The sequence below is a fragment of the Chengkuizengella axinellae genome, from assembly GCF_030730905.1.
GTDB classification, from domain to species: Bacteria; Bacillota; Bacilli; order Paenibacillales; family KCTC-33759; genus Chengkuizengella; species Chengkuizengella axinellae.
On the sequence record NZ_JAVAMP010000014.1, the window covers coordinates 74,501 to 99,467 of the forward strand.

Consider the following 24,967-nt stretch of genomic DNA (forward strand, 5'->3'; position numbering starts at 1 on the left):
AATGAAAATGTAGAGGAGGACTAGCATTGAACAATCACTTCGAGGTAACAGCATGGGAAGAACATCAATTTTGGCTGGAAATACTAGAAGATCATGCCCATTTTATTCACGATTTCCTATCACCATCTGAAGAAAAGTGGATTGGAATAGCAAATCAATACATCACTTCTTTTCGAGCTTTAAGAAGTAAGCTGAATTCGATCGATCCAAAACATTCCTTTTCCTCAATCGAGATGAGAAGATTTTCTACCGAGGTTTACCCTGTTGCAGAAGGATTTTATAAATTTGAAGGGCATCTGCAGCACTTGCGACTTCAAAACAAAGTAAATTTAAACATGTGGCCATCCTACTTAAATGGAACATTAAGCGAAAATAGAGAATACCTCAGAATATTATCTTTTTCCGTACGAGGACAAATCCCTACACCTTTGCCTTTAGTTGATTTACTGGACTTATGGTTAGAGGATCATTTAGGACACGCACAATTATTTATCGATATTATGGACCCTTCAGAAATTTTCTTGATACAGCAAGCTGAAAAGTCAATCCAAGAATTTCGCGCACATATGGTTAAAAATCGCCAAATTAAAGGTTATTTGATATTCACTGCACCAGGCTTCCCTGTTCAAACCGCTTTTGCAAAGGATGTATCCAAGTCGGTCATTTCATTATTTGAATTAGTTGAAAAATTAGTTGAAAAATATAAAGGCACTGAGGTTTTAAACAGATCTACTCTTCGATTCATAGAACATCACTTTCCTGAATCCTGTTACTTTCTACGCAAACTTGCCTTTTACAATCCAGATATATATCAAATTCCAAATTGTCCTTTAACAAAACCATCATTCCCCATAGAGAATGAGTAAACCACTGAACTTATGTCCAGTGGTTTTATATCATTTAGGATTATTCTAACTCTTTAAGATAATCTCTAATTTGAGTTGGAGTTTTAGCAAATTTACTATGAAGATGTGCTATTTTCTCACCATTTTTATATACTAATAAACTTGGTATTCCCCTCACTTCATATTTCTGTGATAAATCTTGAAACTTTTCAGCATCAACTGCAAGAAATTGCTTATCTGAATGCTCTTCTACAATCGGATCGATAAATCGATCAAGGTTTTTACAATCTGGACACCAAGTCGTATCGAATTTCATGACCGTATAGTTATCATTGCTTATTTGCTCTTGAAATTGTTCTAATGATTGAATTCTTTCCATATCTTATCTCTCCCTTATTTTAATATGTGTATATTATACTGATTACAAAAAGAAAGTATCAGTTAAATATATTACAAAACAACTTTAGCTCCTCCTATTATGCATTCTCAAGATTATATTTAGATAAAATCATGATTAGACAAGCTGCAGAAAGTATACTAAATAACACAAAGCCAATCGTATAACTGTTTGTTATACTTATAACAAAGCCAATAATGATAGGCGGAATAAACCCTCCAAAACTTCCAGTAGCCGCAACGAGACCATTAGCAACTCCAGTTTGAGTTGTTGCAACCATAGGTACAATTTTGAAAATGACTCCATTTCCTATACCTGCACTTAAAGATAAAATCATAATTGATATAATAAAAATAATATAATCATTAACTAGAGATAATAATAAACTTGAAAGACCTATTGATGTAAATACAATGACTAAAAGAAAATATGGATTGAATTTATCACCTAACATCCCTCCTATTGGACGAATCAAGGTCGCAATAATAATAAATATTGAAGTAATTAAACCAGCATCCACTTTAGAAAGTTCAAATACTGACACTAACAAAGTAGGCAGCATAACTGTAAATGTAACAAACGTACCAAACGTTAAAAAGTAAAAAAGGGCTACAACGAATATATTTTTATTTTTTTGCAAAAATGTGATAGGATTAACAAACTTTTCAGTAGTTGTTTTCTCATTTTTATCTCCAAAGAAATAAAGAATAAAGATCATGAGAAGAATTAAAATTAAGTACAGCTGAATGGTGAATCTCCATCCAAATGAACTAGCTATTACAGGTGCTAGAAAAGATGTAAATGCTGTTCCAATATTCCCTAATCCAAATATGCCATTTACAAAACCGTGCTTTTCTTTAGCATAGTATTTTGGTAAAGATGTGACACCAATAGAGAAAGTAGCACCGCTAATTCCGATCAATAACCCTAATGAAAATAAAGCAATAAATGATGTAGATACACTAATTAAGTAAACAGGGATAATTAAAGTAATAAAATTAAACATAAATATCTTGCTTGCGCCAAATTTTCCTGTGTAGTATCCCATTGGAATTCTAAGTAAAGACCCTGAAATTACAGGAGCGGAAGTAATCCAAGTTATTTGTGTGGCTGTTAGATTCAAATCCAGTGAAATATAAGGCATTAATGAAGATAAAATTACCCATACCATAAAACTTGAAACTAAACTAAATGTTTGTAGTGATAATTGGAAAGTTGGTCTGTTTGTAATCGATAAAGTGGTCATTTGTAAATCCTTCCTTCATTTTTACTTGATGTGATCATTCCTTATTTCTAAGCTATTTGATCGGAATACTTAATGTTATGTTTATTATAGTAGGGGTTTAAAATAGGAATTGTGACATAAATCACACCCTAATAAAAAAGAATGAGAAGTTAACATACATTTATAGCGGGGTTATGAAATTTACATAACCTATTCGGTAAAATCAGACTGTTAAACAGAAAAAAACAAACTAACATGATTACAAGTTAGTTTGTTTTGTAAAAAAAATGGTTTATTATTTTTATTTCAATACATACTCTGCCAACACACTTTGAAGTTCATATATATTAAGACTCTTGTTAAATTTCTTTTGAAGTGGGGTAGAGTCACCAGAAATCCAAATTTTCAACTCAGCATCCAAATCAAAATTTCCTACGGTTTCAATACTAAAGTGAGTGATACTTTTGTAAGGTAAAGAATGAATCTCAACCTTTTTCCCAGTAATTCCTTGCTTGTCGACAAGAATCACACGCTTATTTGTGAAGATAAACAAATCTCTGATTAACTTAAACGCCTTTTCTACACTCTCAGACTTTGACAATACTTGAGTAAACTCTTTCTCCACCTCTTTTAAATCTAATTCTGAAGCATTTCCCATTAAACCATCTAGTAATCCCATTTTTCTCCTCCTCCTCATGTTTATTCAACACTATTATCATATTACGAAATACCAAGGTCATACCTTCTAATTGAAATAACTATTCAAATAAAAGGTATACGACCCTCAATAAGAATGAGATTTGAGTTAGCAACAGATTTGTCAGTTTTCAAATCGCTAGTATAGGAGTTAAAACACAAGACTAGATTTTTAATCTTTCTATATAGAAGTAGATAAAACAAAAAAACTCAAGTTTTTACACTTGAGCTTTTCACGTTCTAGGTAATAGCAGTATCAGTGCATCTGGCACTAGTCTAAATTCAGGTCACGTCCTCTACCAAAGCTGCATCAGTACATCCTCTACTAGCCTGAAAGCAAGATTCTCTTATTGAATCATCCAAATAAATTTGTAAGTACCCCAGTGGTAATGCCATAAGCAATACCAAAGGTGACCCCAAAAACAAGTCCAAATTTTATACCTATTTTCAAGTTATTAGTCATGATATCACCCCTATTTCATTGAAATTTGTAAGGATATTTATTCTGTTAGTTATTTATAACTATATTATATATTATGAACCTATCTATTTGCAAGGACAAGCTATAAAGAGAAAGTGATCAATCTCTTCTTCTCAAAATTTTACTATAAACTACTCCCTCTTTTGAAGTCACAAACCTCATATAATTGAACCTTTCAAGTACTCTAATTTTGTTTATTACACCAGGTGTTTTATCAATGAAAAATGAAAAACCAACTGACATGATGGTCACGATAACCAAAATAACCAAACTCAAAATAATATATTGACCCGATACGTGAAGAAATTTCAATCCTCCAGCAATGATCTGGAGAAAAAACAAATGAGCTAAATAAGCTGTATACGTATACTTGCCGATAAACTTCAAAACATGAAATATAATTGATCTCCCTTTAACTATTGCCATTGAACATCTATACAATAATATAATTTCAGCACAAACGTATAAAAACATAGAAGGTTTTAAATAAGTTGACACACCTAAATCAATTTGTGCAATACCTTGATGTGAAATTAATTCATACCCAACTATCGCAAACATTCCTAAGAAAATAATCTTATTTAATGTTCTGTATTTTAAGACTAACTTTCTCCAACTAGGCAGTGTTAAAGCCACTAATCCTCCTAAGAAAAAATAAAATAAATAAAACAAAAAACTCCTGTCAATATACTTCATCCATGATTGTTCTGTTACTACATTTTCAGTAAAAATAAATTTAGAAGCTAACCACAAAAGCAGAAAATAACTTATTGCAACAAATCCTACAGTACAGATTACAAATTTGACAGAATTCAGATGTTTTTTTACCCATTGAAATAAATAAAATAAGATTGGAAATACTAAGTGAAACTGAAAAACCATAATGACGTACCATAAATGCGGTGCAGCCGAACCCGTAAGCATCTTTTCGAATAGAACCAATAACGATAATCCATATAAGTTTGTGAAAAAAATCACATAAATAAGCGACCAATACAAATATGGCAATATCAACTTCCAAACCTTATCTTTTATATATATTTTATACTTTACAGGTTCCTTGTGTTGATGAATTAAATGAAATCCTACTATAAAAATAAACACAGGTGCTGAGAATTTTGAAAAATTATATAACATACCTAACATGAAGGATTCTTCAAGTTTAATATTACTCTGATTCATTACATATGTGATGGAGCTTTGAAAAACAACAGCAAGAAATGCTAAGCTTTTTAAAATACTAAATTCATCAGCATTTCTTTGTTGAATTTTATGATCTAAATTCATCTCTCATCACTCATTTCTTGAAGTATTTATGAGATTATTATAAATCTCTGCAAACACTTACAAGAAGAACATATCATTACAATTCCAAGAAGAAGTATTTACAATTTTATGAATAGTTAAAATGAGTGTAGTCTGAACCGTTTTCATTACTTAATTAACATCTCAAATAGTCTTCTCAATTCATCTTTTGGTATAATACAATATTGATCACCAATACTAATTTCACAATAACAAGACTTCACACTTGTTTCCTTTACATAGCTCGTTATACCAATTCCCGTCTTTTCATAAATGGCAATTAACGTGGATTCCAGCTTCTCTTTTGGCATATCAAAATGCACATGAAACATATTAGATGCAGGTACAAGTGGATTTGTTGAAATCCCTTGACATTGATTAAAGAAATTAGCGAGTTCTTTCGCATCCTCATAATACTCATTCATTTTATTCAGCCTTTGATCAAAATAAAAGTTGGAACTGATAATGTAAGGATACAGACTGATCAAATCACCTCCATGACGTCTTTTCCATATCTTAGATTCCTCTGTAAATGTTTCATCTCCTGCAAGAATTGCTCCCGCAATCCCACCAATCCCTTTATAAAATGACACATATACACTATCAAATAAACTACAGATTTCAGCTGCCGATTTTTTATAATAAGGTAAAATCTCAAAAAGTCTAGCACCATCTAAATGCAATTTAATATGGTGCTCTCGACAGTATGTGGAAATGGATTCTAAGGTTTTGTAATCAGGCAATTGTCCCCCTATTTCTCGTTGAGGTAATTCAAGTAATAAACAGGCTACATCTTTCCCCATATTCATTACATCTTCCATAACTATCAATCTTTTTTTGTCAGCCAACAAAATAGGTTCAATGTTATGCAGCTTTTTCAGTCCATCTTCTTCATGAATTTCTAAATGACTAAGTGGATGATAAGCTACTTTGTTAAGTCCTTTTTCATCACACCATATTCTCAAAGCAATTTGTTGTGCCATCGTTCCACTAGGGAAAAAAACTGCGGATTCTTTACCTAAAAATTTTGCCACCTTAGTTTGAAACTCTTCAATGATTTTCCCTTTTCCATACAAATCACTTTCTTGCTGTCCATCTATATTAAGGAGTGCTTCTTTTAACACTTGTATATTTCTTCTTCCATGACCACTTATCTGGTATTGGGTTTGTTTAAATGCTTCCAACAAAGATTTTTTCCTCATCTATGTATTTCCTTTCAGTATATTTATTTTTTTTGGAGTAACTCGGCAATTCCCATTGCAATGGCTCCATTCAGAAAACCAAAAAAAGACACTACAATTAATTCACTAGTACCTGATATTAAGGACAGGACTCCAAATAAAAGACTTAAAAACATTGTTATTGTACCAAGAATGAACAAGAAAACACTTAGCTTCAACCTTCTCACCACTAATTTCATTTTAGACATTATCTTATAATATCAATCATTTAACTTCTATTATATAACAATACTCCTATCGGGGTCTCTAAGAGATGTCATGAAGTAAATAATAAAAAAGAGACTGTCTATAGATCTTCTTAAGACCTACAAGACAATCCCTTCACTTATTGTGCAATAATATTATTTATCCTTTGATTTTTCCTCATCTTTTGTAAGAATCTCATAAGTAAAGTCTACTGCACCTTTTTCTCCACCAGTTGGAGCATACCAGATGATCATATAGTTCGTTCCGTCTTTAAATAATTGACGCAATTCAAGAGCATCTTCTTCAGTTACGTTAAACGGATCAACATCAACAACTTTATATTTTGTATTCTTTCCGTCATTGCCTACATTACGTTCATTAATAAAGGTAACAGCATACTCTACATACTCACCATTTAATTCATTCAATGAATTGAATCCATCTAAAGAGCTTCCATCTTGAGTAAATCCAATTTCTGGAATAGAAATGTTGTCTATGAACCAACCAGAATCGTTATAACCCCAGTCTGTCATAAATCTGAATGACACCCAAATTTCTTGACCTGCATATGCAGATAAATCAAATGATTCTTGCTGCCAGTCAGCATAATGTCCTGTGAACCCAGGCAAGTTTTCTTTTATCGCTGGGTAACCTTCTTCTACAACATCAGAACGTGTATTTTCATTTGCCAAGCTTGTCCAAGTTTCACCTTCATCAACAGATACTTGAACCATACCAAAATCCCATTGCTCTTCAATATCAATGAAGTTGTCAAATGTTAATGTTGCTTCATCTACATTTGTAAGATCCGCTGTAATTATAATACTGTTGTCGATTTCGTCTCCTTGATTAGCCCATAAAACTTCATTGTCAGAACCTAATGGATCTGCAACAGATAACCATTTCGCAGGAAGAAAATCAATACCGTCAAAGTTAATTGAGCGAATTTTGTCATCAAGCTCAATCACTTTATAGTTAGCTCCCCATGCAGGAACTCCATCTTTTTCAAACGCAGCAGCAGATTCAAAGTTAATTTTCAAATCTATGCTTTCAAATTCATAGATTCCATTTCCAGGTGTATTGCTATCGATAGCTAAAGCTGTGCTAAAGTTTTTAAATAATTCACCGAACTCAAGACCTGTATCAAAAGCAGCCAATTGGTTATTTAAGCTTTCGATTCCATTTGCTTCATCATTTAATAAAGCTTGTACAAAGTCTTTACCAAATTGTTCACTTAGATATAATTGCAATAAATAAGCTTGACCATAATCTGCTAAAGTTTCAGGGCTTCCACTGTTATAATACTCATCCCACTCTACAAGAGAATTTTCAGGATGATCAAGGAAGTAATTCACATGACCCATAGGATGTCCATATCCTACGATATATTCAGCAAAGTCGGACATACCCTCGTTAATCCAATTTGTTTCATCTCTATCTTTATCACTATGAATAAGATGTTGATATTCATGAGCGACCGTACCAAAGAACGTACTCTCTAATCTCTCATCCCAATCTTTTGAATCAATAGAGATGATATTACGATCAATATATTGCTCATATGCAGTCCAGAAAAAACCAGCTACGAAAAACGGATAATCAGGATCCTCAAATTGCTCGTCAGGAATGTTGTCTACTAGAATAATATTTTTGCCTTCTTCAGACAAATAATAATCTTCTGGTAAACCAACAAGACCTGGAAGTTCAGCATTTTGACCAGTTAGTGTATCCGGCTCACCAAAGAAATCTACAACCTTAGGATAAATCGTTTGCTCGAACTCATCCATCATTTTATCAGCTTGTTCTTGTGTAATCACATGAGCAGGTCGGTCATCTCCCTCAGGGAATGAGAGATCATCTGCTATCCATACTTCAACGTTATCCCCAACACTTCTCAATGTAAATGTTTTAAGACTTAAGTCTCTATTTAAGAAATATTTAGTTCCTCCATCAAATGTAAAGTTTCCTTCTGAAGCTTCTTCAGAGCTTGAACCTTCCTCATTTTCAGAAATGATTGCTGCTTGTTCTATCAATTGTTCCTCTGCATTATGTAGAAAATCTGAATCTTCTGATTGATGTCTTAATTCTGAGCCGATATCTAAGACATCTCCATATCTTGCAGTGTTCACATCTTTTGATTCTGCAAATACATGACCTCCACTAAATGTTGGAACAATGAGTGAGACTGACAATAATGCAGTTGATATTACGGAAACCACTTTGTTCATAGTTTTTTTCTCCTCTCATATTTAAAATAAAATCACAATCCCTCCCATTTTATCGATAACATTACAAAAACTTCTATCTTGAGTCCCTCAAAGATGCTGTCGGATTCTAAATTCTAATGTTATAAAAAAATGTAATAGGGGGGCTTGTACTTTATAGTATACATTCCTTAATATAGTATTTGTGTCGAAATTTCGTAGGTATATTGGATTATTTTTAGAAAGTTTTGTCGAATTATGGATAATTATAGGATGGATGATATGAATTGTACTTCATTTTATTCCACCTGAGGCTGCGAAATAGAATCGTATTGGATGAACTAGTGCAGTTGTTTGCTAACTCATGAAGGAGTTAGTGTCATAATTACAAAAAATAATAAGAGGGTTGTCAGATGACAACCCTTTTATTTTTCGATATATATCTAGCTTATTTCTTTATCTTTTTTTCACTTTTTGTAGTAATTTCATAAGTGAAATCTACTACACCTTTTTCTCCACCTGTTGGAGCATACCAGATAATCATGTAGTTTTTACCTTCTTTAAATAGTTCTCTTAGTTGCAATGCGTCCTCTTCAGTTACATTAAATGGATCAACATCAACAACTTTATACTCCGTTTTCTTTCCTTTTTTATTTGTACTTTCATTTATAAAAGTAACAGCATACTCTACATATTCACTATTTAGTTCACTCAGAGAATATACACCGTCTAAAGAACTTCCATCATGTAAATATCCAATTTCAGGAATAGAGATATTATCCACAAACCATCCAGTATCGTTGTAACTCCAATCTGTCATGTAACGGAAAGATACCCAGATTTCTTGTCCAGCATAAGCAGATAAGTCAAATGATTCCTGCTGCCAGTCTGCATAATGTCCTGTAAAGCCTGGCAAGTTCTCTTTAATTGTTGGATACCCTTCATCTACGATATCAGAGCGTGTATTTTCATTTGCTAAATTAGTCCATGTTGCACCTTCATCAGCTGATACTTGAACTACACCGAAATCCCATTGCTCTTCAATATCAATAAAGTTGTCAAAAGTTAATGTTGCTGCATCTACACCTGTAAGATCAGCTTTAATTACAATGCTATTATCAATCTCATCTCCTGAGTTTGCCCATAACACTTCATTGTCAGCACCTAATGGATCTGCAACAGATAACCATTTCGCAGGAAGGAATTCTACACCATCAAAACTGATGTTGCGTACTTTATCATCAAGTTCAATCACTTTGTAATTTGCTCCCCATGCTGGTACGCCATCCTTTTCAAACTCAGCTGCGGATTCAAAATTTATTTTTAAATCAATACTTTCAAACTCGTAAATACCATTTCCAGGTTTATCACTATCAATAGCTAAAGCTGTACTGAAGTTTTTGAATAACTCACCAAAATCAAGGCCCGTATCAAAAGCTTCTAACTGATTAGAAACACTTTCAATTCCATTTGCTTCATCGTTCAATAAAGCTTGTACAAAGTCTTTACCAAATTGTTCGCTTAAGTAAAGCTGTAATAAATAAGCTTGACCATAGTCTGCTAATGTTTCAGGCGATCCACTTGCATAGTACTCGTCCCAATCTACAAGAGAATTTTCAGGATGATCAAGGAAGTAGTTTACATGCCCCATAGGATGTCCGTATCCTACAATATACTCAGCAAAATCAGACATTCCTTCATTAATCCAACTAGTTTCATCCCCATCTTTATCACTATGAATTAAATGTTGATATTCATGTGCTACTGTACCAAAGAAAGTACTTTCTAATCTAGTATCCCAATCAGCAGAATCAATTGAGATGATATTACGGTCAATATAATATTCATATGTTGTCCAGAAAAATCCAGCAACAAAGAACGGATAAGATGGATCATTGTACTGATCATCAATAATGTTATCTACTAGAATAATATTCTTACCTTCTTCAGATACATAATAATCTTCTTCAAATCCTACTATTCCAGGTAGAGTTGCATTCTCTCCCGTTAATGTATCTGGTTCACCAAAGAAGTCTACTACCTTAGGATATATGTTTCCTTCAAACTCATCTCTCATTTTATCGGCTTGTTCTTGCGTAATGACATGTGCTGGTCTTTCATCTCCCTCAGGGAATGAGAGATCATCGGCAATCCATACTTCAACGTTATCTCCAACACTTCTTAATGTGAATGTTTTAAATTGCAAATCGCGGTTTAAGAAATACTTAGTTCCCCCATCAAATGTAAAATCACTTTCGGAATCACTTTCAGAATTTGCTGCTTCTTCATTTCCAGAAATAATGATGGATTGCTCTATCAATTTTTCCTCTGCACTCTGTAAAAATTCTAGATCCTCAGATTGTTGGCGTAATTCAGAACCAATATCCATAACATCCCCATATCTCTCTGTATTAATATTTGGGGTTGCCGCTGAAACTTGTACTCCTGAAAATGATGGTACAATCAATGATGCTGATAAAATTGCAGTTGAAATTGCTGAAATCACTTTTTTCCTCAAACTAATTTCCCCTCTCATGTATGTATTCTCTTCATGTCATAAAACATGACATTATATAATTATACAATGTTATTCATAATTATGAAAGTTGAAAAAAATGGTATGTGGTAAGGCTTACATTTTTTTTATGATATATTACATAACATTGTAGTTGAACAAGCCTGTTATTAACCATTTCTAACAAAAAAACTATCCCTCAAGGAATAGTTTTTTTATCTATTAATTTTCTTATTCCCAGAGGCTACAAAAACGCCTCCTCTATTATAATTGTGATCGAGTTCGAAATGATCCACATGTTTTTTGAAGTACTTCCAAGTTGGTCTTGTTATATCAGATTTGCCAATCCAATTCACAAATTTCCCTCTGAATGTTAATTCTTCCATATACCAATCCATAATGACAATTCTACCATTGTCCTTCACTACATTTAACATGTTGTCAATAACAACTTGCCAATTCTCTATTGCTGTTAATCCCAAATCACATATGACACAATCTATCTTGTTTAAACTAGTTGTTGAAGGTAATTTTTTTCGTAAATCTTCATATGATAGCTGTTTCGCATCTGCATGTATTAGCCTGATATTATTCCACTGATTATTGATTATCTTTTTGTTGGCCTGATCCAGCATCCCATTTGAGAAATCCAGCCCGATGACTAAACCTGTGCCTTTTAAATACTGTTGAACGTATTTAAAGTTCTGCCCTGTTCCACATGCTACATTTATAATGGTCATATTTTTTTTAATTTGAAGTCTTTTGACCGCTTCTTCTCTTGCTTTTCCATAATATTTCTGAAAAGATATGAAATCGTATATTGTAGAAAACGTGTTGTAGTAATTAGGCACTTTTTGCATTCTTCCCATCACCACCGTTTACATTGAATTTTTAAAACATTTCATAGTTAAATCCATTACCTTATTTATATTCTCAAAATCGTTGCTATATTTTGATGAATCAACCCATTTGTTGTTTTCATCAAAGTATTTTCCAGTCAATTCAATCACTTCTTCAGAAGTTGCTAAGTAAGTATATGTTTTTGCCATTTCTTCAGGTGATATAGAACTTTTGCTTTTAATAGAATAAGCAAATTTAGCAAGCTTCGAAAGATTTGGATAGCGGTTGATATCCAGTTTTACATTGGTTACACGGATACAGTTCACAGTAATTTTAGTATTTTTTAATTTTTCTGCAAGCCAATAGGTATACATGACCTGAGCTATTTTAGATTGGTAGTATGCTTTAGAGACATTAAATTTTCTAGCACGAAATTGTGGATCTTCAAGTTGAACTTGTATAAGAGGATGAACAATCAAACCTTTTGAAGAAATTGTAATGACACGCCCTTGAGGACTTAACATGAGAGGTTCTAGCAGAAGCTGAGTTAAGAGTACAGGACCCAAATGATTAGTTGCCCATACACTTTCTATACCTTCATTTGTTAGCTTAGCTTCTTTTTGACTAATATCAAAAAATGCTGCGTTGTTAATCAGTATATCTAATTTATTGTATTTTGCACGAAATTGTTTAACCATATCTTTAATGGAGGATTGCAATGACATATCCACAAGCATTAGTTCAATCGATTCACTATTACTTGCTAATTTCACGTCCTTTAAAGCTTCTTCCCCTTTTTCCTTATTCCTGCAAGCAAGAATCACATGATAACCTTTTTTTGCTATTTGTATCGCTGCAGCCTTCCCTATGCCAGCATTGGCGCCTGTGATGAGGCATGTTTTATTATCCACAATTAGTTCCACCTTCCTTCAATGTTATATATCTATCATGGATGGTATAAATGAAGTTATTAAATAAATCCAAGTCTACAAACCACCTAGTCTAGACCATGTGGTTTACAACCATTAAACCACTGTTATTTATTCATGTAAATACCTTATATAAAATAATCACCCTATAAGTAGATGTAAGTCCTTGAAATTCTTAAATGAATTGGTTAATTTCATTTCATAATATGGACTAAAAAAGAAAGAAAGACGCTTTTCTTTTAGAAAAGCGTCAGATTGTTGAAGATCGATTAAACTTCTATTAGCTGGTATCGTAATCATGGCAGCGTCACAAGAAGGGTCTCCTACGCCTAAAATGTTATGACTTATCAAAAGTCTGCATTATTAAAACCAAAAAACGTCATCACTCCATCAGGAGTATCTTGTTGCTCCTCCACATAATTACTATTTGTATAATTACCTAACGTTTTTCTCCAAAATCTAAGTGTTCTTATATTGTTATCAGTACAATTCGTGTACAATCCCCAGCGGCCTTTGTATTGATTAAATAACATGATCGCAGCCTGCTCAGCGATTCCTCTCCCTCGAAAAAACCGTAGTAGAAAAAACTCATTTATAATAAAATCTGTCTTTTCTGGTGTAAAAGGAGGTGTAGCAACAAAAGCCAACCCTACTGGAATATCATCTACAGAGATAAGATGGGGAAATAACACATTATCCTTTTCCCACCAAATATCAAAAAATGTATTCTGTTCTAACAATGTTTTTGTGTCATCCTCTTCAAATACACCAAATTTATTTGGTGATCTTCCCCAAATTTCCGCCAAATCATAAAGATAGAGAGGGTACAAATTATGAATAACATATTTGTTTGCTTTATTACTTAGATTCACTGATATGCTCATATTGCATTAACCTCCTTTCATTTTCATTTCGTTGTTTCCAAATAAAAGGAAACGCCCGTTCTCCAAATCTTTATATCTCACTATCATCATTATAATAAAACTTATTCTTTTAGTTGTTACTGATTTAAAATTTATATTCTTCAAATACTTTTAATCCCTCTTCATTTAAAATTTTCTCTACCACTACTGGTTTTTGAGGACTTTTATCAAATACTTCTTTACATGATATCATAATGTTACTACCTGCTATTTTTGCTAATTGATCGTGAGATACACTGTATACTATTTTTCCAAGTTTCGACCAAACCATAGCTCCAGAGCACATTACACAAGGTTCACAACTAGTATATAAGCTATATTGACATAGGTCAAAAATATTATGTTCAGTACAAAACTTTCTAATAAGTCCGATTTCAGCATGGTGAGTAGGATCACATAAAGTATTAATTTTATTTTCCCCAATCATAATCACTTCATCATCTTTTACTAATATAGCTCCAAAAGGCTCATTTCCTGCCGATCTAGCTTGAAAAGCTATATTCAATGCTTTTTTCATGAAATATTCATCATTTTTCCTCATCTTTATTAAACCTCCATCCAAATGATTAGAACTACTTATTTTCTATTATGGTCACTAACTTCAATGTTTACTTAAGATTTATTGAAAGGATGGTTTCATTTGACGACGACTGTGATTGATGTGAAGATTCATAGTGTGACCTACAAAATTATTAATCAAGAATACTTGTTGTTTCACAATTTTGCCCGTTTATGAAATAAAAAATCAAAAAAGCTTGATCAAATTGTATTCAATATCATCTTTCGGTGTAACTTTATTATAAAAATTTCAACAAGTCATCCTTCAATATATCTATTATAATCTAGGATCAATTTCTTTCTCACCTGCAACCTCAAACAACAGGTTCACAACAACTTCCTTATACGTTTCATTGTCAGGTTTTATGTCATCATAATTAATATTTAACATTTTATTTCCTAAGAAATATTCGTTCTTTGAAGTACGAAGCTTTTTATTAATCCTCTTCTGCTTCATTAACTTATTGTATTTATGTGGGAAGTGATAATCATAACCGTAAATAATTGATAAGTAATTTGGATTTCTTACTTTCATATATGGAACTACATTTTGCTCAAGTAGTTCAGGTTTGATGACTACACCCTCCATCCAATTATCCACTGTTAGTTTAGAGAAAAATTGCTCTGCTTTCAGGTAACTTTCTGGTTCAGATAAATTAAGAGTGATAAATTCATCGTCTATATTACTAGGAAGTGCAGCATCTGTAAATATTTCCATATGTTATTTGATTGAATCAATTTTAATGCATCCATCAATACATCATATTCAAATACAAATGAAATAAGGGATCGCCTAGTCGTCTTTTTCAGACTTTTAGAGCAATCCCTTACCTTTTGAAACGTTTTACAGCCATTTAATCATTTAAGGTGTTTTTACTTTTTTATCTTCTCATCACTTTTTGTGAGAATTTCGTAAGTAAAATCTACAACACCTCTATCATCACCTTCTGGAGCATACCAGATAATCATATAATTCGTACCATCTTTAAATAACTGGCGTAATTCAAGCGCATCTTCATCAGTGATATTAAATGGATCTACATCAATGACTTTATATTTTGTGTTTTTACCATCCTTGCCAACATTACGTTCATTGATAAAGGTTACAGCATAATCTACATACTCTTCTTTGAGTTCACCAATGGAATAAAAATCATCTAAAGAGCTTCCATCGTTATTAAACCCAATTTCAGGAATAGAAATATTATCGATAAACCAACCTGTATCATTGAAACCCCAATCCGTTAAGTAACGAAAAGATACCCATACCTCTTGTCCTGCATATTCAGATAAATCAAAAGTTTCATTCTGCCAGCCTTCATAGTGACCTGTAAATCCAGGTAAATTTTCTAAAATTTTTGGATACGGTGGATCTGATATATCAGAACGAGTATTTTCATTCCCTAAGCTAATCCAAGTTTCACCTTCATCTGTTGAGACTTGAACTACACCATAATCCCACTGCTCTTCTATATCAATAAAATTATCAAATGATAGCGTAGCTTCGCTTACATCTGTAAGGTCCGCTTTGAATATTATACTATTATCAATTTCGTGTCCCTCATTACCCCATAATACTTCGTTGTCAGAACCTAGTGGATCTGCAACAGACAGCCAATTCACTGGAAGGAAGTCAATCCCATCAAAAGTAATGGTTCTAATTTTATCGTCAAGTTCAATGACTTTGTAATTTCCTCCCCACGCTGGAACTCCATCTTTTTCGAACTGAGCTGCAGATTCAAAGTTAATTTTTAAATCGATGCTTTCAAATTCGTAGATTCCATTTCCAGGTTTACCACTATCAATCGCTAAGGCTGTACTAAAGTTTTTAAACAATTCTCCAAAATCAATACCTGCATCAAATGCCTCTAGTTGATTGTTTATACTTTCAATACCATTTGCTTGATCAGCAGCTAAGGCTTGTATGAATTCTTTGCCATATTGTTCACTCAAATATAACTGGAGCAAATAAGCTTGACCATAATCAGCTGTTGATTCAGGAGCTCCTGATGCAGCATACTCATCCCATGCTACAAGAGAATTTTCTGGTTTATCAAGGAATGCATTCACATGACCCATTGGATGGCCATATCCAGCGATGAACTCCGCAAAATCACTCATTCCTTCATTTATAAACTGCACTTCATCTCCATCTTTATCACTATGAATAAGATGTTGATATTCATGTGCTGTAGTACCAAAGAATTGTTCTAATCTATTTTCCCAATCTAGCGTATCAATCGTAATAATATTTCGGTTAATATAATCCTCGAACGTTGAGAAGAAAAATCCACCAGTGAAAAATGGATAGGTTGGATCATAGTAATTCTCATCTATAATGTTGTCTACTAAAATAATATCTTTACCTTCCTCAGACACGTAATAGTCTTCAGGAAGCCCTAAAATTTCAGTTAAAAATGAATTTTCCCCAGTAAGAAGATCTGGATCACCAAAGAAATCAGTTACCTTAGGATATATATTCCCATCAAATTCTTCCCTTAATTGATCTACTTGTTCCTGTGTTACTACATGAGGAGGTCTATCATCTCCTTCAGGGAATGAAAGATCATCTGCAACCCAAATTTCTACTCCTTCACCCACACTACGTAATGTGAAGTCCTTTAAAAACAGTTGACTATTTTCATCAATCACTAAGAAAGGTTTTGTTCCTCCATTAAAAGTAAAGTTGTCTTCTTCTGAGCTTTCACTTTCATCGTTAGTTGAAAAAGAGGCTGCTTGCTCTCTCAATTTTTCATCTGCAAGCTTTAGATACTCCTCATCTTGGGATAAATCCCTTAGTTTAGGCCCAATATCCAAAACATCACCATATCTTTCGATATTATAATTTTCGTTTTGAGCCTCTGCTTGCCCTGGTGAAAACGATGGAACGATAAGTGAAACTGACAATAAAACGGTTGAAATAGTGGAAATGATTTTCTTATTCACACTTTTTCTCCTCTCAGATATTATTTACACCCTCACCATAAATTAATTTTCTTCAATTTACATTTTATGGTTCAAGGCTTGTACTATATCAGTATACAATCCTTACCATGGGAAAACTGTTGAAATGTCAGGTGAAAAAATAGCTTTTTATAGCGAATTTTATCATTTAATAGATAACAACAAAGGGATGATTTACCTTTTTATATTAAAATAAAAGCAGGAAACCTAGTATATGGTTCCTGCTAGTTCATTATCTAAGCACCTGCTCTATCTCTCTCTTTTTGAGCCTTATCCCCTCTTTGTGGTTTCAAGAAAGCTAAGTACATCAAAACTAAACTTCCAATTCCAATCCATGCCAACGTTCCAACTCCATTTTCAAAAGGAGACGCTTCAAAAAATAAAAAATCTTTAAAATGCTCAACACTGAATCTAAATGGAACCCAGGAATACAACCCATTTTGTGTAATGCTAGGTAAAAGTTCTGGAGCCATCGTTAAAATCGGCATAGAAAAAAAGAATAATAGTATAATGAGTGGAGCTGCAGCAAATCCAATCCAATTTAGCATTGCATTTTGAATAAAGAAAAAAGAAAGCCCTATAAGTATCATCAGCACATACATTTCTCCACTGTTTGGAATGCTAACATCCAATATTCCCTCTGTTATCCATAGTACAAATACTGATATTGTTCCAACAAACACAATACCTCCAACGATTTGAAAAGATATAGATCTAAATGTAAGCCGATTACTGACTTTTTTCTGCAACATAAACAAAACCATAGAACTAATCAATATAGTCAACCATAAAATTTGAGTAAATAAAGCAGGCGTATTCCCATTTGCTGACTTTGATCCAACAGGATTTATTTTTTCAGTTATGATTTGAATCGGTTGTGTTAATGCTTTCGCCTGCTCCATTGTAATCTGTATTTGACTCTGCTCAATTTGTGTAAATAATTGATCTTGAATTTGTTGATTAAATGTAGTCAGGAAACCATTTACGATTTGTGAGGATATCGTGGCCCCAGTCATATTCATCCCTTCATTAATATACATAATCACTTGAGGGTGAATTACGTTGTCGGATAATAACGAAAAAACATCACGTGATAAACCTTCTGGCAGCACTATAGCTGCATAATGTTTTTTCTCATTCATCTCATTGACAGCTTCTTCCTCACTAGATAAAAAAGACCACTTCACTGATGAATTCTCTGTGCTGTTTATTTTCACCTTTAACATTTCTCCAAAATTCATACTACTTCCATCTGGGAGCTTCATCCCTTCATCTTGAACAACGATTGCAATCGGAAGCTTTTCAGGTACAGGATTCACGGTTGAACCCATAAATGCGAAAGTAAATATAAACACTGCTAAGATAGTACTGACTAATCCACCCCAAAATAGCTTTTGACTAAACAACTGTTTCATTTTACCCCTCCACTCTTTGAACCTATTGAAAGATCAATTTAAACAACAATATGTTGATTAATTAACATTTTGTTGTTTATAATACCATTATAATAAAGGAAAAATGTGATTCAATATTCAATGTTTACACTTATGTTATATAGGCAACACCTTTCTATCTTTTGTTGTTTATCATACAAAAAAGTTCTTGGAGGATGGAAAAATGGCAAATAAAGAAGATCTTCGAATCATTAGAACGAGGAAATTAATCGGTGAAGCATTCTTAAAGTTAATCAAGCAAAAAGGCTTCGATAACATAACGATTCAAAATATTGCAGATGAGGCGATGATTAATCGCGCAACGTTTTATTTACATTACCAAGATAAATATGATTTATTAGATCAAATGATGAATTCTGTACTTCAAGAGCTATTAAATATTTATAATCCTAAAAAACACATTCAAAAACAGCAAGTCATGATAAGTAAACTGCGATTAACCATACAGAGCGTTTATGAAAATGTGGAAAGACATCGTTCCTTTTATCAGGTGATGCTTGGTGAACATGGCATATATGATTTCAGGGTGAAGTTGGAAGAATTTGTTGTTGGTAGATTTGAAGAGAATATTATAGAACTAAATATGAATGAGGACGATTTTAAAATTCCCAAAAAAATACTTATACATTTTGCAAGCTCGGCTTTCGTTGGCATGATTGATTGGTGGTTAAAAGAAGAGAACTACCCGACTCCTAAGGAAATGTCGCTGATGATGTCTCAGATTGTTTTGAAAGGTCCTGTTGGTGCTGCGGGGATTGAGGTTGGTGATCATTTGTGAAGTATATAGCAAGTTTTCATAAAATAAAATAGTAGTTGGTTAGCTTAAGAACTAAAAAACATGTATATTATTAATAAATCATAAATCGCAGCATCAGGAGGTCATCATGAACATAGATGTATATTCAGATTTTGTATGCCCTTTTTGTTACATTGGGAAAAAACGTTTAGAAGAGGCATTAGATCAAACTTCCCTAAAGGATTCAACCGAGGTTACATTTAAAAGCTTTGAACTTGATCCAAACTCTCCACGAGGCATAGATTTGTCCATTCACGAGGTGATAGCTAAAAAATATAGTATATCTATTGAACAAGCTAAGAAAAGTAATGAAGGAATTGGGAAGCAAGCGGCATCCGTTGGTTTAGATTTTCGTTTTGATGATATGATTCCAACTAACACATTTGACGCTCACCGATTAGAAAAGTATTCCTCAACTAAAGGAAAAGAAAAAGAATGTACTGAACGATTATTAAAAGCTTATTTTACAGAAGGCAGACATATTGGAGATCATGAAACTTTACTCGATATTGCAGAGCAAGTAGGGCTTGATCCAAAAGAAGCAAAAGCAGTGTTGGAACATGGAGACTATCAAGAAGATGTTAGAAAAGATGAATCCTTAGCTCACCAAATTGGAGTCCAAGGAGTTCCATTTTTTGTTATCAATAATAAGTATGCTATTTCTGGAGCACAACCAACAGAGGTATTTATAGAAGCTTTAAACAAAGTGGCAGCAGAGGAAAAGGAAACAACTACACTAAAACCACTCACGTCAGAAAATGCTGATGGTATGGTTTGTGATGATAATGGTTGCGAAATACCTCAATACAAAAAATAAAAAATATATTCTACTTCAGATTAGGTTCTGAATTTGAAAATTTAGAATCAAAAGCAAAGGGGGAAATTTCTTCCTCCTTTTTTCCTTCTTCAAAACAAGTCCACCACTGCATTTCAGTTATCGTATCATTTATAAGTTGATAATGTATATCCGTTAAATTTTCTTCAAAAATTGTTTCTTTTGGCATGGCCAGAGTTTGATCAACATCCTCCATACTAATCATCATAAAGTCAACCATTTCTTTTTCAATAGCAGCTTCAATAAATTCATATGTTTCCTGTGGGTATAAGTCTACACAGCTGTTTACTAAGTGAGCATTAAAACCATCATGTTCTTCAGACAATTTTTCCGTGAGCAATGTCTTAAAATAGTTTATTACAAATTTTCTTTCTAACAATCCATGGAGTGCAAGAATAACCAATGCATGCAGACCTTGCCCCCGAACAAACTCGCTTAACTGTGTATTTTCTATTAATGTTTGAATAGACCCAAGATCTCCTTTAAATACAGATGCGATCATACGCCCACCTGCCTCGGTAATGATATCCCCTAAAACAGCATCGGACAATTGCTCAGGCAAACTTAGGATATCAATCCATAAAGGAAAAAATTCTTTTACCCTAAATTGAGATAGTAGATGAATTGCATAATGGAAGTCCATACGGCTTTCATGATCCTCTAAAAAAACATCAGGGTTTTCCTTCACCTCCCTCACAATGAATAACAGCTCTGGAATAGCTTCTTCTTTTCGTTCAATGATTTGCTCCAATTGTTTTCTTGGAAACTTCCCATCGTTATATTTTATAGATTCAATTACTGTTTTCATGATTAGCCGTTTTCCTTTCTTGTTAGTTATCGATACATCAAGTCTATCCCTCAAGTCTGAGTAGTAAACTAATCATTAAACAAAAAGAGGTACTTTTTATCCCAAATGTATTTTGAGAAAAAGTACCTAGCTATCCATCATTATTTAATTATTTCATTCATTTTTATATCTTTTCGCTGATTTTCATTAAGTAATCAAGACTCGTCTGTAAACAATCCATTGGAGAACGAGGACATACATCCTGCTCAACAGCATAATATTGGATCCCATTTTTCTCTCCCCATTGAAGGATTGGGACCATATCAATTGAACCCGTTCCTAATTCAGCAAAGGTTTCATGTTCATCTGTAGTCATATCTTTCAAATGAATAATAGGCATACGATTTGAATAACGCTGAATAAATTGAAGAGGATCATGGCCTGCTTTTTTTATCCAATACACATCTATTTCTGCTAACAGCAAATTATCTTCTGTCGGTTGTAACATATAAGACATTGCATCCATGCCTTCTATTTCTGTATTAAATTCAAATGCATGATTATGATAACTTAACGTGTATCCTAGAGGTTTTATTTTTGCAGCTATAGCATTTAAGTGATTCTTGACCATTCTATAACCTAATTCATTACGAAGATGATCTGGAAGAATCGGTACAATCAAATCCTTGGTGTTAAATTGCTCTGCTAGTTGCAAGACACCCGACAAGTCATTTGAAATAGATTGAATATCGATATGCATCCCAGCTGTTTTCAACCCTGTTTCTTTTAAGACAGCAGAAATATCTTCAGCAGAATGCCCTCTCAATCCGGAAATCTGCACTGCTTTCCATCCCATTTTTTTCAGATTCCTTAATACACCTAAGAAATCTTGTTCAAGTTCATTTCGTAGTGTATAAAGCTGTGCTGCATATTTTTCAGATATATGATTTGTCACTTTCGGAACACCCCTCAGTCGTAATTTGAATACCCTTTCATCGTATCATAGGAGTGATATATTCCACTTAAACGAGAATAAAGTGTTTTTAAATAACCTTAACTCTCATTGGCATCCTGTCGCTGAAGTTGTTTACGATAAATGTCAGGAGCACAACCCACTCTTTCTTTAAAAACTCGGCTAAAATGCGCTGGATGTTTAAAACCAACCTGATAAGAAACATAGGTCAAACTCAAACTGTTGTCTAATAAAAGCAACATTTTAGCTTCATTGATTCTTCTTTGCAATAAGTAATGAAAAATCGTAATTCCTGTTACTTCTTTAAAAAGCTTTGATAAATAATGCCGATTTACATGAAGATCAGACTCCAAATCCTCTAAGTGCAAATCCTCTCTAAAATTTTGTTCTATATAAGTGATAATGTTTTGAGCATGTTTTTCCTTTGATCCAGGAAGGTGAACCTGATGAACATCCAAACTGCTTTCAAAATATCGATAGACCAGCACTAACAAATCCATAAATCTTGTATGTAATTCATGATAATCAAAAACATTGTTACTTTGAGAGAGGGATTGTACCCTGTTTAACAAATTACTGATCTCTTCTAGTTGATCATTAGATAATGAAATTCGGTGGTTTTTCAATTGATGAAATGGTTTTAATACATCCAAATGATTGGGATAACAAAACAAATTTTCAGCATAGCTTGGGTCAAAATGTACAATCGAACGAATATATGGTAAATCAGTTTGAACATTCGCCCGATGTAAAGTCATCCCATGCATAATGATGAGGTCTCCTGGTTGTAAAGCATATATTTTATCAGCAATGAGATAATTCCCCTTGCCCTCATGAAATAAATAGATTTCAAACTCAGAGTGAGAGTGAAAGTTATGTTTATATTCTTTGTTTGATTTATATCCTATCTGAATAGGAATGGAGGTATACATGATGTAAAATCTCCTTTAAGAAGTTAATAGATTCAATTCTACTAGGCATTATATCATACAAATAACAACAACCTCAGATAAATTCTCATCCTATTCAGTTAATAAGAGTAAAGTAGTTTTTTATTCATTCATGTTAAAATAGACTTAAAGTAAGCGTTTTCTATGAAGTTTGTCATATCAACTTAGGAGGAAATTCAATGGATTCAGTACGAGTAGGTGTTATAGGCATAGGCAATATGGGTGTAGCCCATTCCAAGTATGTATTCGAAGGAAAAGTTAAAGGGGCTGTCTTAACTGCAGTTGTTGATGAACAAAAGGAACGTTTGCAGTGGGCAAAAGATAATCTTAGTGAAGAGATTCATTGTTATTCAAGTCTGGAAGAACTAATACAGTCTGAACAAGTAGATGCTGTACTCATTGCTACACCTCACCATGATCATCCATCTGCTGCAATAAAAGCTTTGAATGCAGGTTTACATGTATTAATTGAAAAACCTGCTGGAGTATACACGAAACAAGTGCGTGAAATGAATGAAGTAGCTGCAAAATCTGATAAAGTATTCAGCATAATGTACAATCAGCGCACAAAACCAATATATCAAAAGCTGCGTGATCTCATTCAATCGGGAGAGTTAGGTGAAATTCGTAGAACCAACTGGATTATTACAAACTGGTACCGATCTCAAAGTTATTATGATTCAGGCGGGTGGAGAGCAACTTGGGCTGGTGAAGGCGGTGGTGTCTTAATTAACCAAGACCCACATCAGTTAGATCTATGGCAATGGACAACAGGCATGATGCCAAAACGCGTTCGCGCTTTCTGTTCATTTGGAAAATATCGAAATATTGAAGTGGAAGATGATGTAACTGCTTATGTAGAATATGAAAATGGCGCAACTGGCTTGTTCGTTACCACAACAGGTGAAGCACCTGGGACCAATCGTTTTGAAATCACAGGAGATCGCGGGAAAATCATCATCGAAGACGACAAATTAACCTTCTGGCGTTTACGAGTTCCTGAACCCGAGTTCAACCGTGAATTCAAAGGTGGATTTGGCGAGCCAGAATGCTGGAAATGTGAAATTCCAGTGAAAGGACAAAACCCTGGCCATGCTGGGATTACTCAAGACTGGATCAATGCAATACTTAACGGTACTCCACTTCTAGCACCCGGTGAAGAAGGAATTAAAGGGTTAACACTATCCAACGCGATGCTTCTTTCTACTTGGACTGATAATTGGGTTGATCTTCCCATTAATGAAGACTTGTTTTACGATCAGTTACAGGACAAAATCAATAATTCTACCTTTAAGAAAAATGAATCCAATCTTCAAACATTAAGTGTGGATGGTTCTCATTGATTGAGTTGAATGGTTCAACTTAATGGCTGATGGTTCCTCTATTTCACTAGATTGTACTTACATCTCAAAAATAGAGGAATTTGATAGCCTTATTCCTGCGATTCTATACAAAACGATATGAAAGCTAAAGGATAAGACCCTCACTTTCCTCTATTTTTCTGATAGGTTCAAGGTCTGAGTCAAGTCTTGAGGGGGGATTTATCCTCTCCCTTTTTTAAGATTGAATTATGAATTAGCTCTCTTCCTTTTTTCGAAAATCATCCGTCAGCATTCCAGCAAAACCCCAGTTTTCATCCTCTATTTCCTCAATTACAATATGCGTATGTTCTGGTTTTTTACCTAGTACATTTACTAGAGTTTCAGTAAATTCCTTAACAATTTGAGCTTTTTGGTCACGTGTAGCCCCTTTTGTGATTTGAAGATTAATGTATGGCATGACTAGTTTTCCTCCCTTTATATTAAATTTCCTTGTTGATATTTCGTTCAATCTCATTTGTGAGCTTTAAAATTCATATTTTCA

Annotated in this window: 22 protein-coding genes and 1 pseudogene; 4 read left to right on the plus strand and 19 right to left on the minus strand. The window is 33.5% G+C overall.

Going from position 1 to position 24,967, the window contains the following annotated elements; genetic code table 11:
• Positions 1-26: 26 nt before the first annotated feature.
• Entirely contained in the window at positions 27-866 is an 840-nt protein-coding gene (locus Q5Y73_RS20250) for a DUF2935 domain-containing protein (RefSeq protein ID WP_305993734.1), read from the plus strand.
• Between the two features lie 40 nt (positions 867-906).
• Here Q5Y73_RS20250 and Q5Y73_RS20255 read toward each other — a convergent pair whose 3' ends face one another.
• The 15 genes and pseudogenes from Q5Y73_RS20255 to Q5Y73_RS20325 all read right to left on the minus strand — a co-directional run bounded on the left by Q5Y73_RS20255 (position 907) and on the right by Q5Y73_RS20325 (position 18,724).
• Positions 907-1,224 carry a thioredoxin family protein gene (locus Q5Y73_RS20255; protein WP_305993735.1) on the minus strand — a complete coding sequence of 106 codons (318 nt, stop codon included), beginning with the start codon at positions 1,222-1,224 and terminating at the stop codon, positions 907-909.
• A 97-nt stretch (positions 1,225-1,321) separates the two neighbouring features.
• Entirely contained in the window at positions 1,322-2,488 is a 1,167-nt protein-coding gene (locus Q5Y73_RS20260; protein WP_305993736.1) for an MFS transporter, read from the minus strand.
• 280 nt (positions 2,489-2,768) lie between these two features.
• A complete protein-coding gene (locus tag Q5Y73_RS20265; RefSeq protein ID WP_305993737.1) occupies positions 2,769-3,146 on the minus strand; it encodes a PH domain-containing protein in 378 nt (125 codons plus the stop codon).
• 597 nt (positions 3,147-3,743) lie between these two features.
• A complete protein-coding gene (locus Q5Y73_RS20270; protein ID WP_305993738.1) occupies positions 3,744-4,931 on the minus strand; it encodes an acyltransferase in 1,188 nt (395 codons plus the stop codon).
• Between the two features lie 146 nt (positions 4,932-5,077).
• Entirely contained in the window at positions 5,078-6,151 is a 1,074-nt protein-coding gene (locus tag Q5Y73_RS20275) for a threonine aldolase family protein (RefSeq protein ID WP_305993739.1), read from the minus strand.
• Between the two features lie 23 nt (positions 6,152-6,174).
• Positions 6,175-6,369: a hypothetical protein gene (locus Q5Y73_RS20280; protein WP_305993740.1), complete on the minus strand. Its 195-nt coding sequence runs from the start codon at positions 6,367-6,369 to the stop codon at positions 6,175-6,177.
• A 162-nt stretch (positions 6,370-6,531) separates the two neighbouring features.
• Positions 6,532-8,604, minus strand: coding sequence for an immune inhibitor A domain-containing protein (locus Q5Y73_RS20285; RefSeq protein ID WP_305993741.1), 2,073 nt, complete (start codon positions 8,602-8,604; stop codon positions 6,532-6,534).
• A 424-nt stretch (positions 8,605-9,028) separates the two neighbouring features.
• Entirely contained in the window at positions 9,029-11,098 is a 2,070-nt protein-coding gene (locus Q5Y73_RS20290; protein ID WP_305993742.1) for an immune inhibitor A domain-containing protein, read from the minus strand.
• 212 nt (positions 11,099-11,310) lie between these two features.
• Positions 11,311-11,955, minus strand: coding sequence for a class I SAM-dependent methyltransferase (locus Q5Y73_RS20295; protein ID WP_305993743.1), 645 nt, complete (start codon positions 11,953-11,955; stop codon positions 11,311-11,313).
• A gap of 18 nt (positions 11,956-11,973) precedes the next feature.
• Complete coding sequence (locus tag Q5Y73_RS20300) at positions 11,974-12,846, minus strand: SDR family NAD(P)-dependent oxidoreductase (protein ID WP_305993744.1); 873 nt, start codon at positions 12,844-12,846, stop codon at positions 11,974-11,976.
• A 365-nt stretch (positions 12,847-13,211) separates the two neighbouring features.
• Positions 13,212-13,748 carry a GNAT family N-acetyltransferase gene (locus Q5Y73_RS20305; RefSeq protein ID WP_305993745.1) on the minus strand — a complete coding sequence of 179 codons (537 nt, stop codon included), beginning with the start codon at positions 13,746-13,748 and terminating at the stop codon, positions 13,212-13,214.
• A gap of 124 nt (positions 13,749-13,872) precedes the next feature.
• The gene (locus Q5Y73_RS20310) at positions 13,873-14,328 is read right to left on the minus strand and encodes a nucleoside deaminase (RefSeq protein ID WP_305993746.1); all 456 of its coding nucleotides are present in this window, start codon (positions 14,326-14,328) and stop codon (positions 13,873-13,875) included.
• A gap of 294 nt (positions 14,329-14,622) precedes the next feature.
• A pseudogene (locus tag Q5Y73_RS20315) lies at positions 14,623-15,024 on the minus strand (metallophosphoesterase); the annotation flags it as partial.
• A 194-nt stretch (positions 15,025-15,218) separates the two neighbouring features.
• Complete coding sequence (locus Q5Y73_RS20320; protein WP_305993747.1) at positions 15,219-17,291, minus strand: immune inhibitor A domain-containing protein; 2,073 nt, start codon at positions 17,289-17,291, stop codon at positions 15,219-15,221.
• 254 nt (positions 17,292-17,545) lie between these two features.
• The gene (locus Q5Y73_RS20325; protein WP_305993748.1) at positions 17,546-18,724 is read right to left on the minus strand and encodes a YhgE/Pip domain-containing protein; all 1,179 of its coding nucleotides are present in this window, start codon (positions 18,722-18,724) and stop codon (positions 17,546-17,548) included.
• Positions 18,725-18,926: 202 nt separating this feature from the next.
• On the opposite strand from Q5Y73_RS20325, the gene Q5Y73_RS20330 reads away from it, so the two are divergent.
• Together Q5Y73_RS20330 and Q5Y73_RS20335 are read left to right on the plus strand one after the other, a co-directional pair.
• Positions 18,927-19,541, plus strand: coding sequence for a TetR/AcrR family transcriptional regulator (locus Q5Y73_RS20330; protein ID WP_305993749.1), 615 nt, complete (start codon positions 18,927-18,929; stop codon positions 19,539-19,541).
• A gap of 106 nt (positions 19,542-19,647) precedes the next feature.
• Entirely contained in the window at positions 19,648-20,376 is a 729-nt protein-coding gene (locus tag Q5Y73_RS20335; protein WP_305993750.1) for a DsbA family oxidoreductase, read from the plus strand.
• Between the two features lie 10 nt (positions 20,377-20,386).
• On the opposite strand, the gene Q5Y73_RS20340 is transcribed toward Q5Y73_RS20335, so the two are convergent.
• The 3 genes from Q5Y73_RS20340 to Q5Y73_RS20350 all read right to left on the minus strand — a co-directional run bounded on the left by Q5Y73_RS20340 (position 20,387) and on the right by Q5Y73_RS20350 (position 23,086).
• The gene (locus tag Q5Y73_RS20340) at positions 20,387-21,202 is read right to left on the minus strand and encodes a DUF1186 domain-containing protein (protein ID WP_305993751.1); all 816 of its coding nucleotides are present in this window, start codon (positions 21,200-21,202) and stop codon (positions 20,387-20,389) included.
• 163 nt (positions 21,203-21,365) lie between these two features.
• Positions 21,366-22,136, minus strand: coding sequence for a sugar phosphate isomerase/epimerase family protein (locus Q5Y73_RS20345; protein ID WP_305993752.1), 771 nt, complete (start codon positions 22,134-22,136; stop codon positions 21,366-21,368).
• Positions 22,137-22,234: 98 nt separating this feature from the next.
• Complete coding sequence (locus tag Q5Y73_RS20350; protein ID WP_305993753.1) at positions 22,235-23,086, minus strand: helix-turn-helix transcriptional regulator; 852 nt, start codon at positions 23,084-23,086, stop codon at positions 22,235-22,237.
• A gap of 197 nt (positions 23,087-23,283) precedes the next feature.
• On the opposite strand from Q5Y73_RS20350, the gene Q5Y73_RS20355 reads away from it, so the two are divergent.
• A complete protein-coding gene (locus Q5Y73_RS20355) occupies positions 23,284-24,447 on the plus strand; it encodes a Gfo/Idh/MocA family protein (protein WP_305993754.1) in 1,164 nt (387 codons plus the stop codon).
• 232 nt (positions 24,448-24,679) lie between these two features.
• Here Q5Y73_RS20355 and Q5Y73_RS20360 read toward each other — a convergent pair whose 3' ends face one another.
• The gene (locus Q5Y73_RS20360) at positions 24,680-24,883 is read right to left on the minus strand and encodes a tautomerase family protein (protein WP_305993755.1); all 204 of its coding nucleotides are present in this window, start codon (positions 24,881-24,883) and stop codon (positions 24,680-24,682) included.
• Positions 24,884-24,967: the final 84 nt, after the last annotated feature.

Bases quoted from the DNA above. Each gene is read 5' to 3' on its own strand.
- Q5Y73_RS20330 (WP_305993749.1), top strand. From the start codon at position 18,927: ATGGCAAATAAAGAAGATCTTCGAATCATTAGAACGAGGAAATTAATC.
- Q5Y73_RS20310 (WP_305993746.1), bottom strand. From the start codon at position 14,328: ATGAGGAAAAATGATGAATATTTCATGAAAAAAGCATTGAATATAGCT.
- Q5Y73_RS20295 (WP_305993743.1), bottom strand. From the start codon at position 11,955: ATGCAAAAAGTGCCTAATTACTACAACACGTTTTCTACAATATACGAT.
- Q5Y73_RS20260 (WP_305993736.1), bottom strand. From the start codon at position 2,488: ATGACCACTTTATCGATTACAAACAGACCAACTTTCCAATTATCACTA.
- Q5Y73_RS20265 (WP_305993737.1), bottom strand. From the start codon at position 3,146: ATGGGATTACTAGATGGTTTAATGGGAAATGCTTCAGAATTAGATTTA.
- Q5Y73_RS20280 (WP_305993740.1), bottom strand. From the start codon at position 6,369: ATGAAATTAGTGGTGAGAAGGTTGAAGCTAAGTGTTTTCTTGTTCATT.
- Q5Y73_RS20275 (WP_305993739.1), bottom strand. From the start codon at position 6,151: ATGAGGAAAAAATCTTTGTTGGAAGCATTTAAACAAACCCAATACCAG.
- Q5Y73_RS20355 (WP_305993754.1), top strand. From the start codon at position 23,284: ATGGATTCAGTACGAGTAGGTGTTATAGGCATAGGCAATATGGGTGTA.
- Q5Y73_RS20285 (WP_305993741.1), bottom strand. From the start codon at position 8,604: ATGAACAAAGTGGTTTCCGTAATATCAACTGCATTATTGTCAGTCTCA.
- Q5Y73_RS20305 (WP_305993745.1), bottom strand. From the start codon at position 13,748: ATGAGCATATCAGTGAATCTAAGTAATAAAGCAAACAAATATGTTATT.
- Q5Y73_RS20255 (WP_305993735.1), bottom strand. From the start codon at position 1,224: ATGGAAAGAATTCAATCATTAGAACAATTTCAAGAGCAAATAAGCAAT.
- Q5Y73_RS20360 (WP_305993755.1), bottom strand. From the start codon at position 24,883: ATGCCATACATTAATCTTCAAATCACAAAAGGGGCTACACGTGACCAA.
- Q5Y73_RS20350 (WP_305993753.1), bottom strand. From the start codon at position 23,086: ATGTATACCTCCATTCCTATTCAGATAGGATATAAATCAAACAAAGAA.
- Q5Y73_RS20335 (WP_305993750.1), top strand. From the start codon at position 19,648: ATGAACATAGATGTATATTCAGATTTTGTATGCCCTTTTTGTTACATT.
- Q5Y73_RS20325 (WP_305993748.1), bottom strand. From the start codon at position 18,724: ATGAAACAGTTGTTTAGTCAAAAGCTATTTTGGGGTGGATTAGTCAGT.
- Q5Y73_RS20340 (WP_305993751.1), bottom strand. From the start codon at position 21,202: ATGAAAACAGTAATTGAATCTATAAAATATAACGATGGGAAGTTTCCA.
- Q5Y73_RS20270 (WP_305993738.1), bottom strand. From the start codon at position 4,931: ATGAATTTAGATCATAAAATTCAACAAAGAAATGCTGATGAATTTAGT.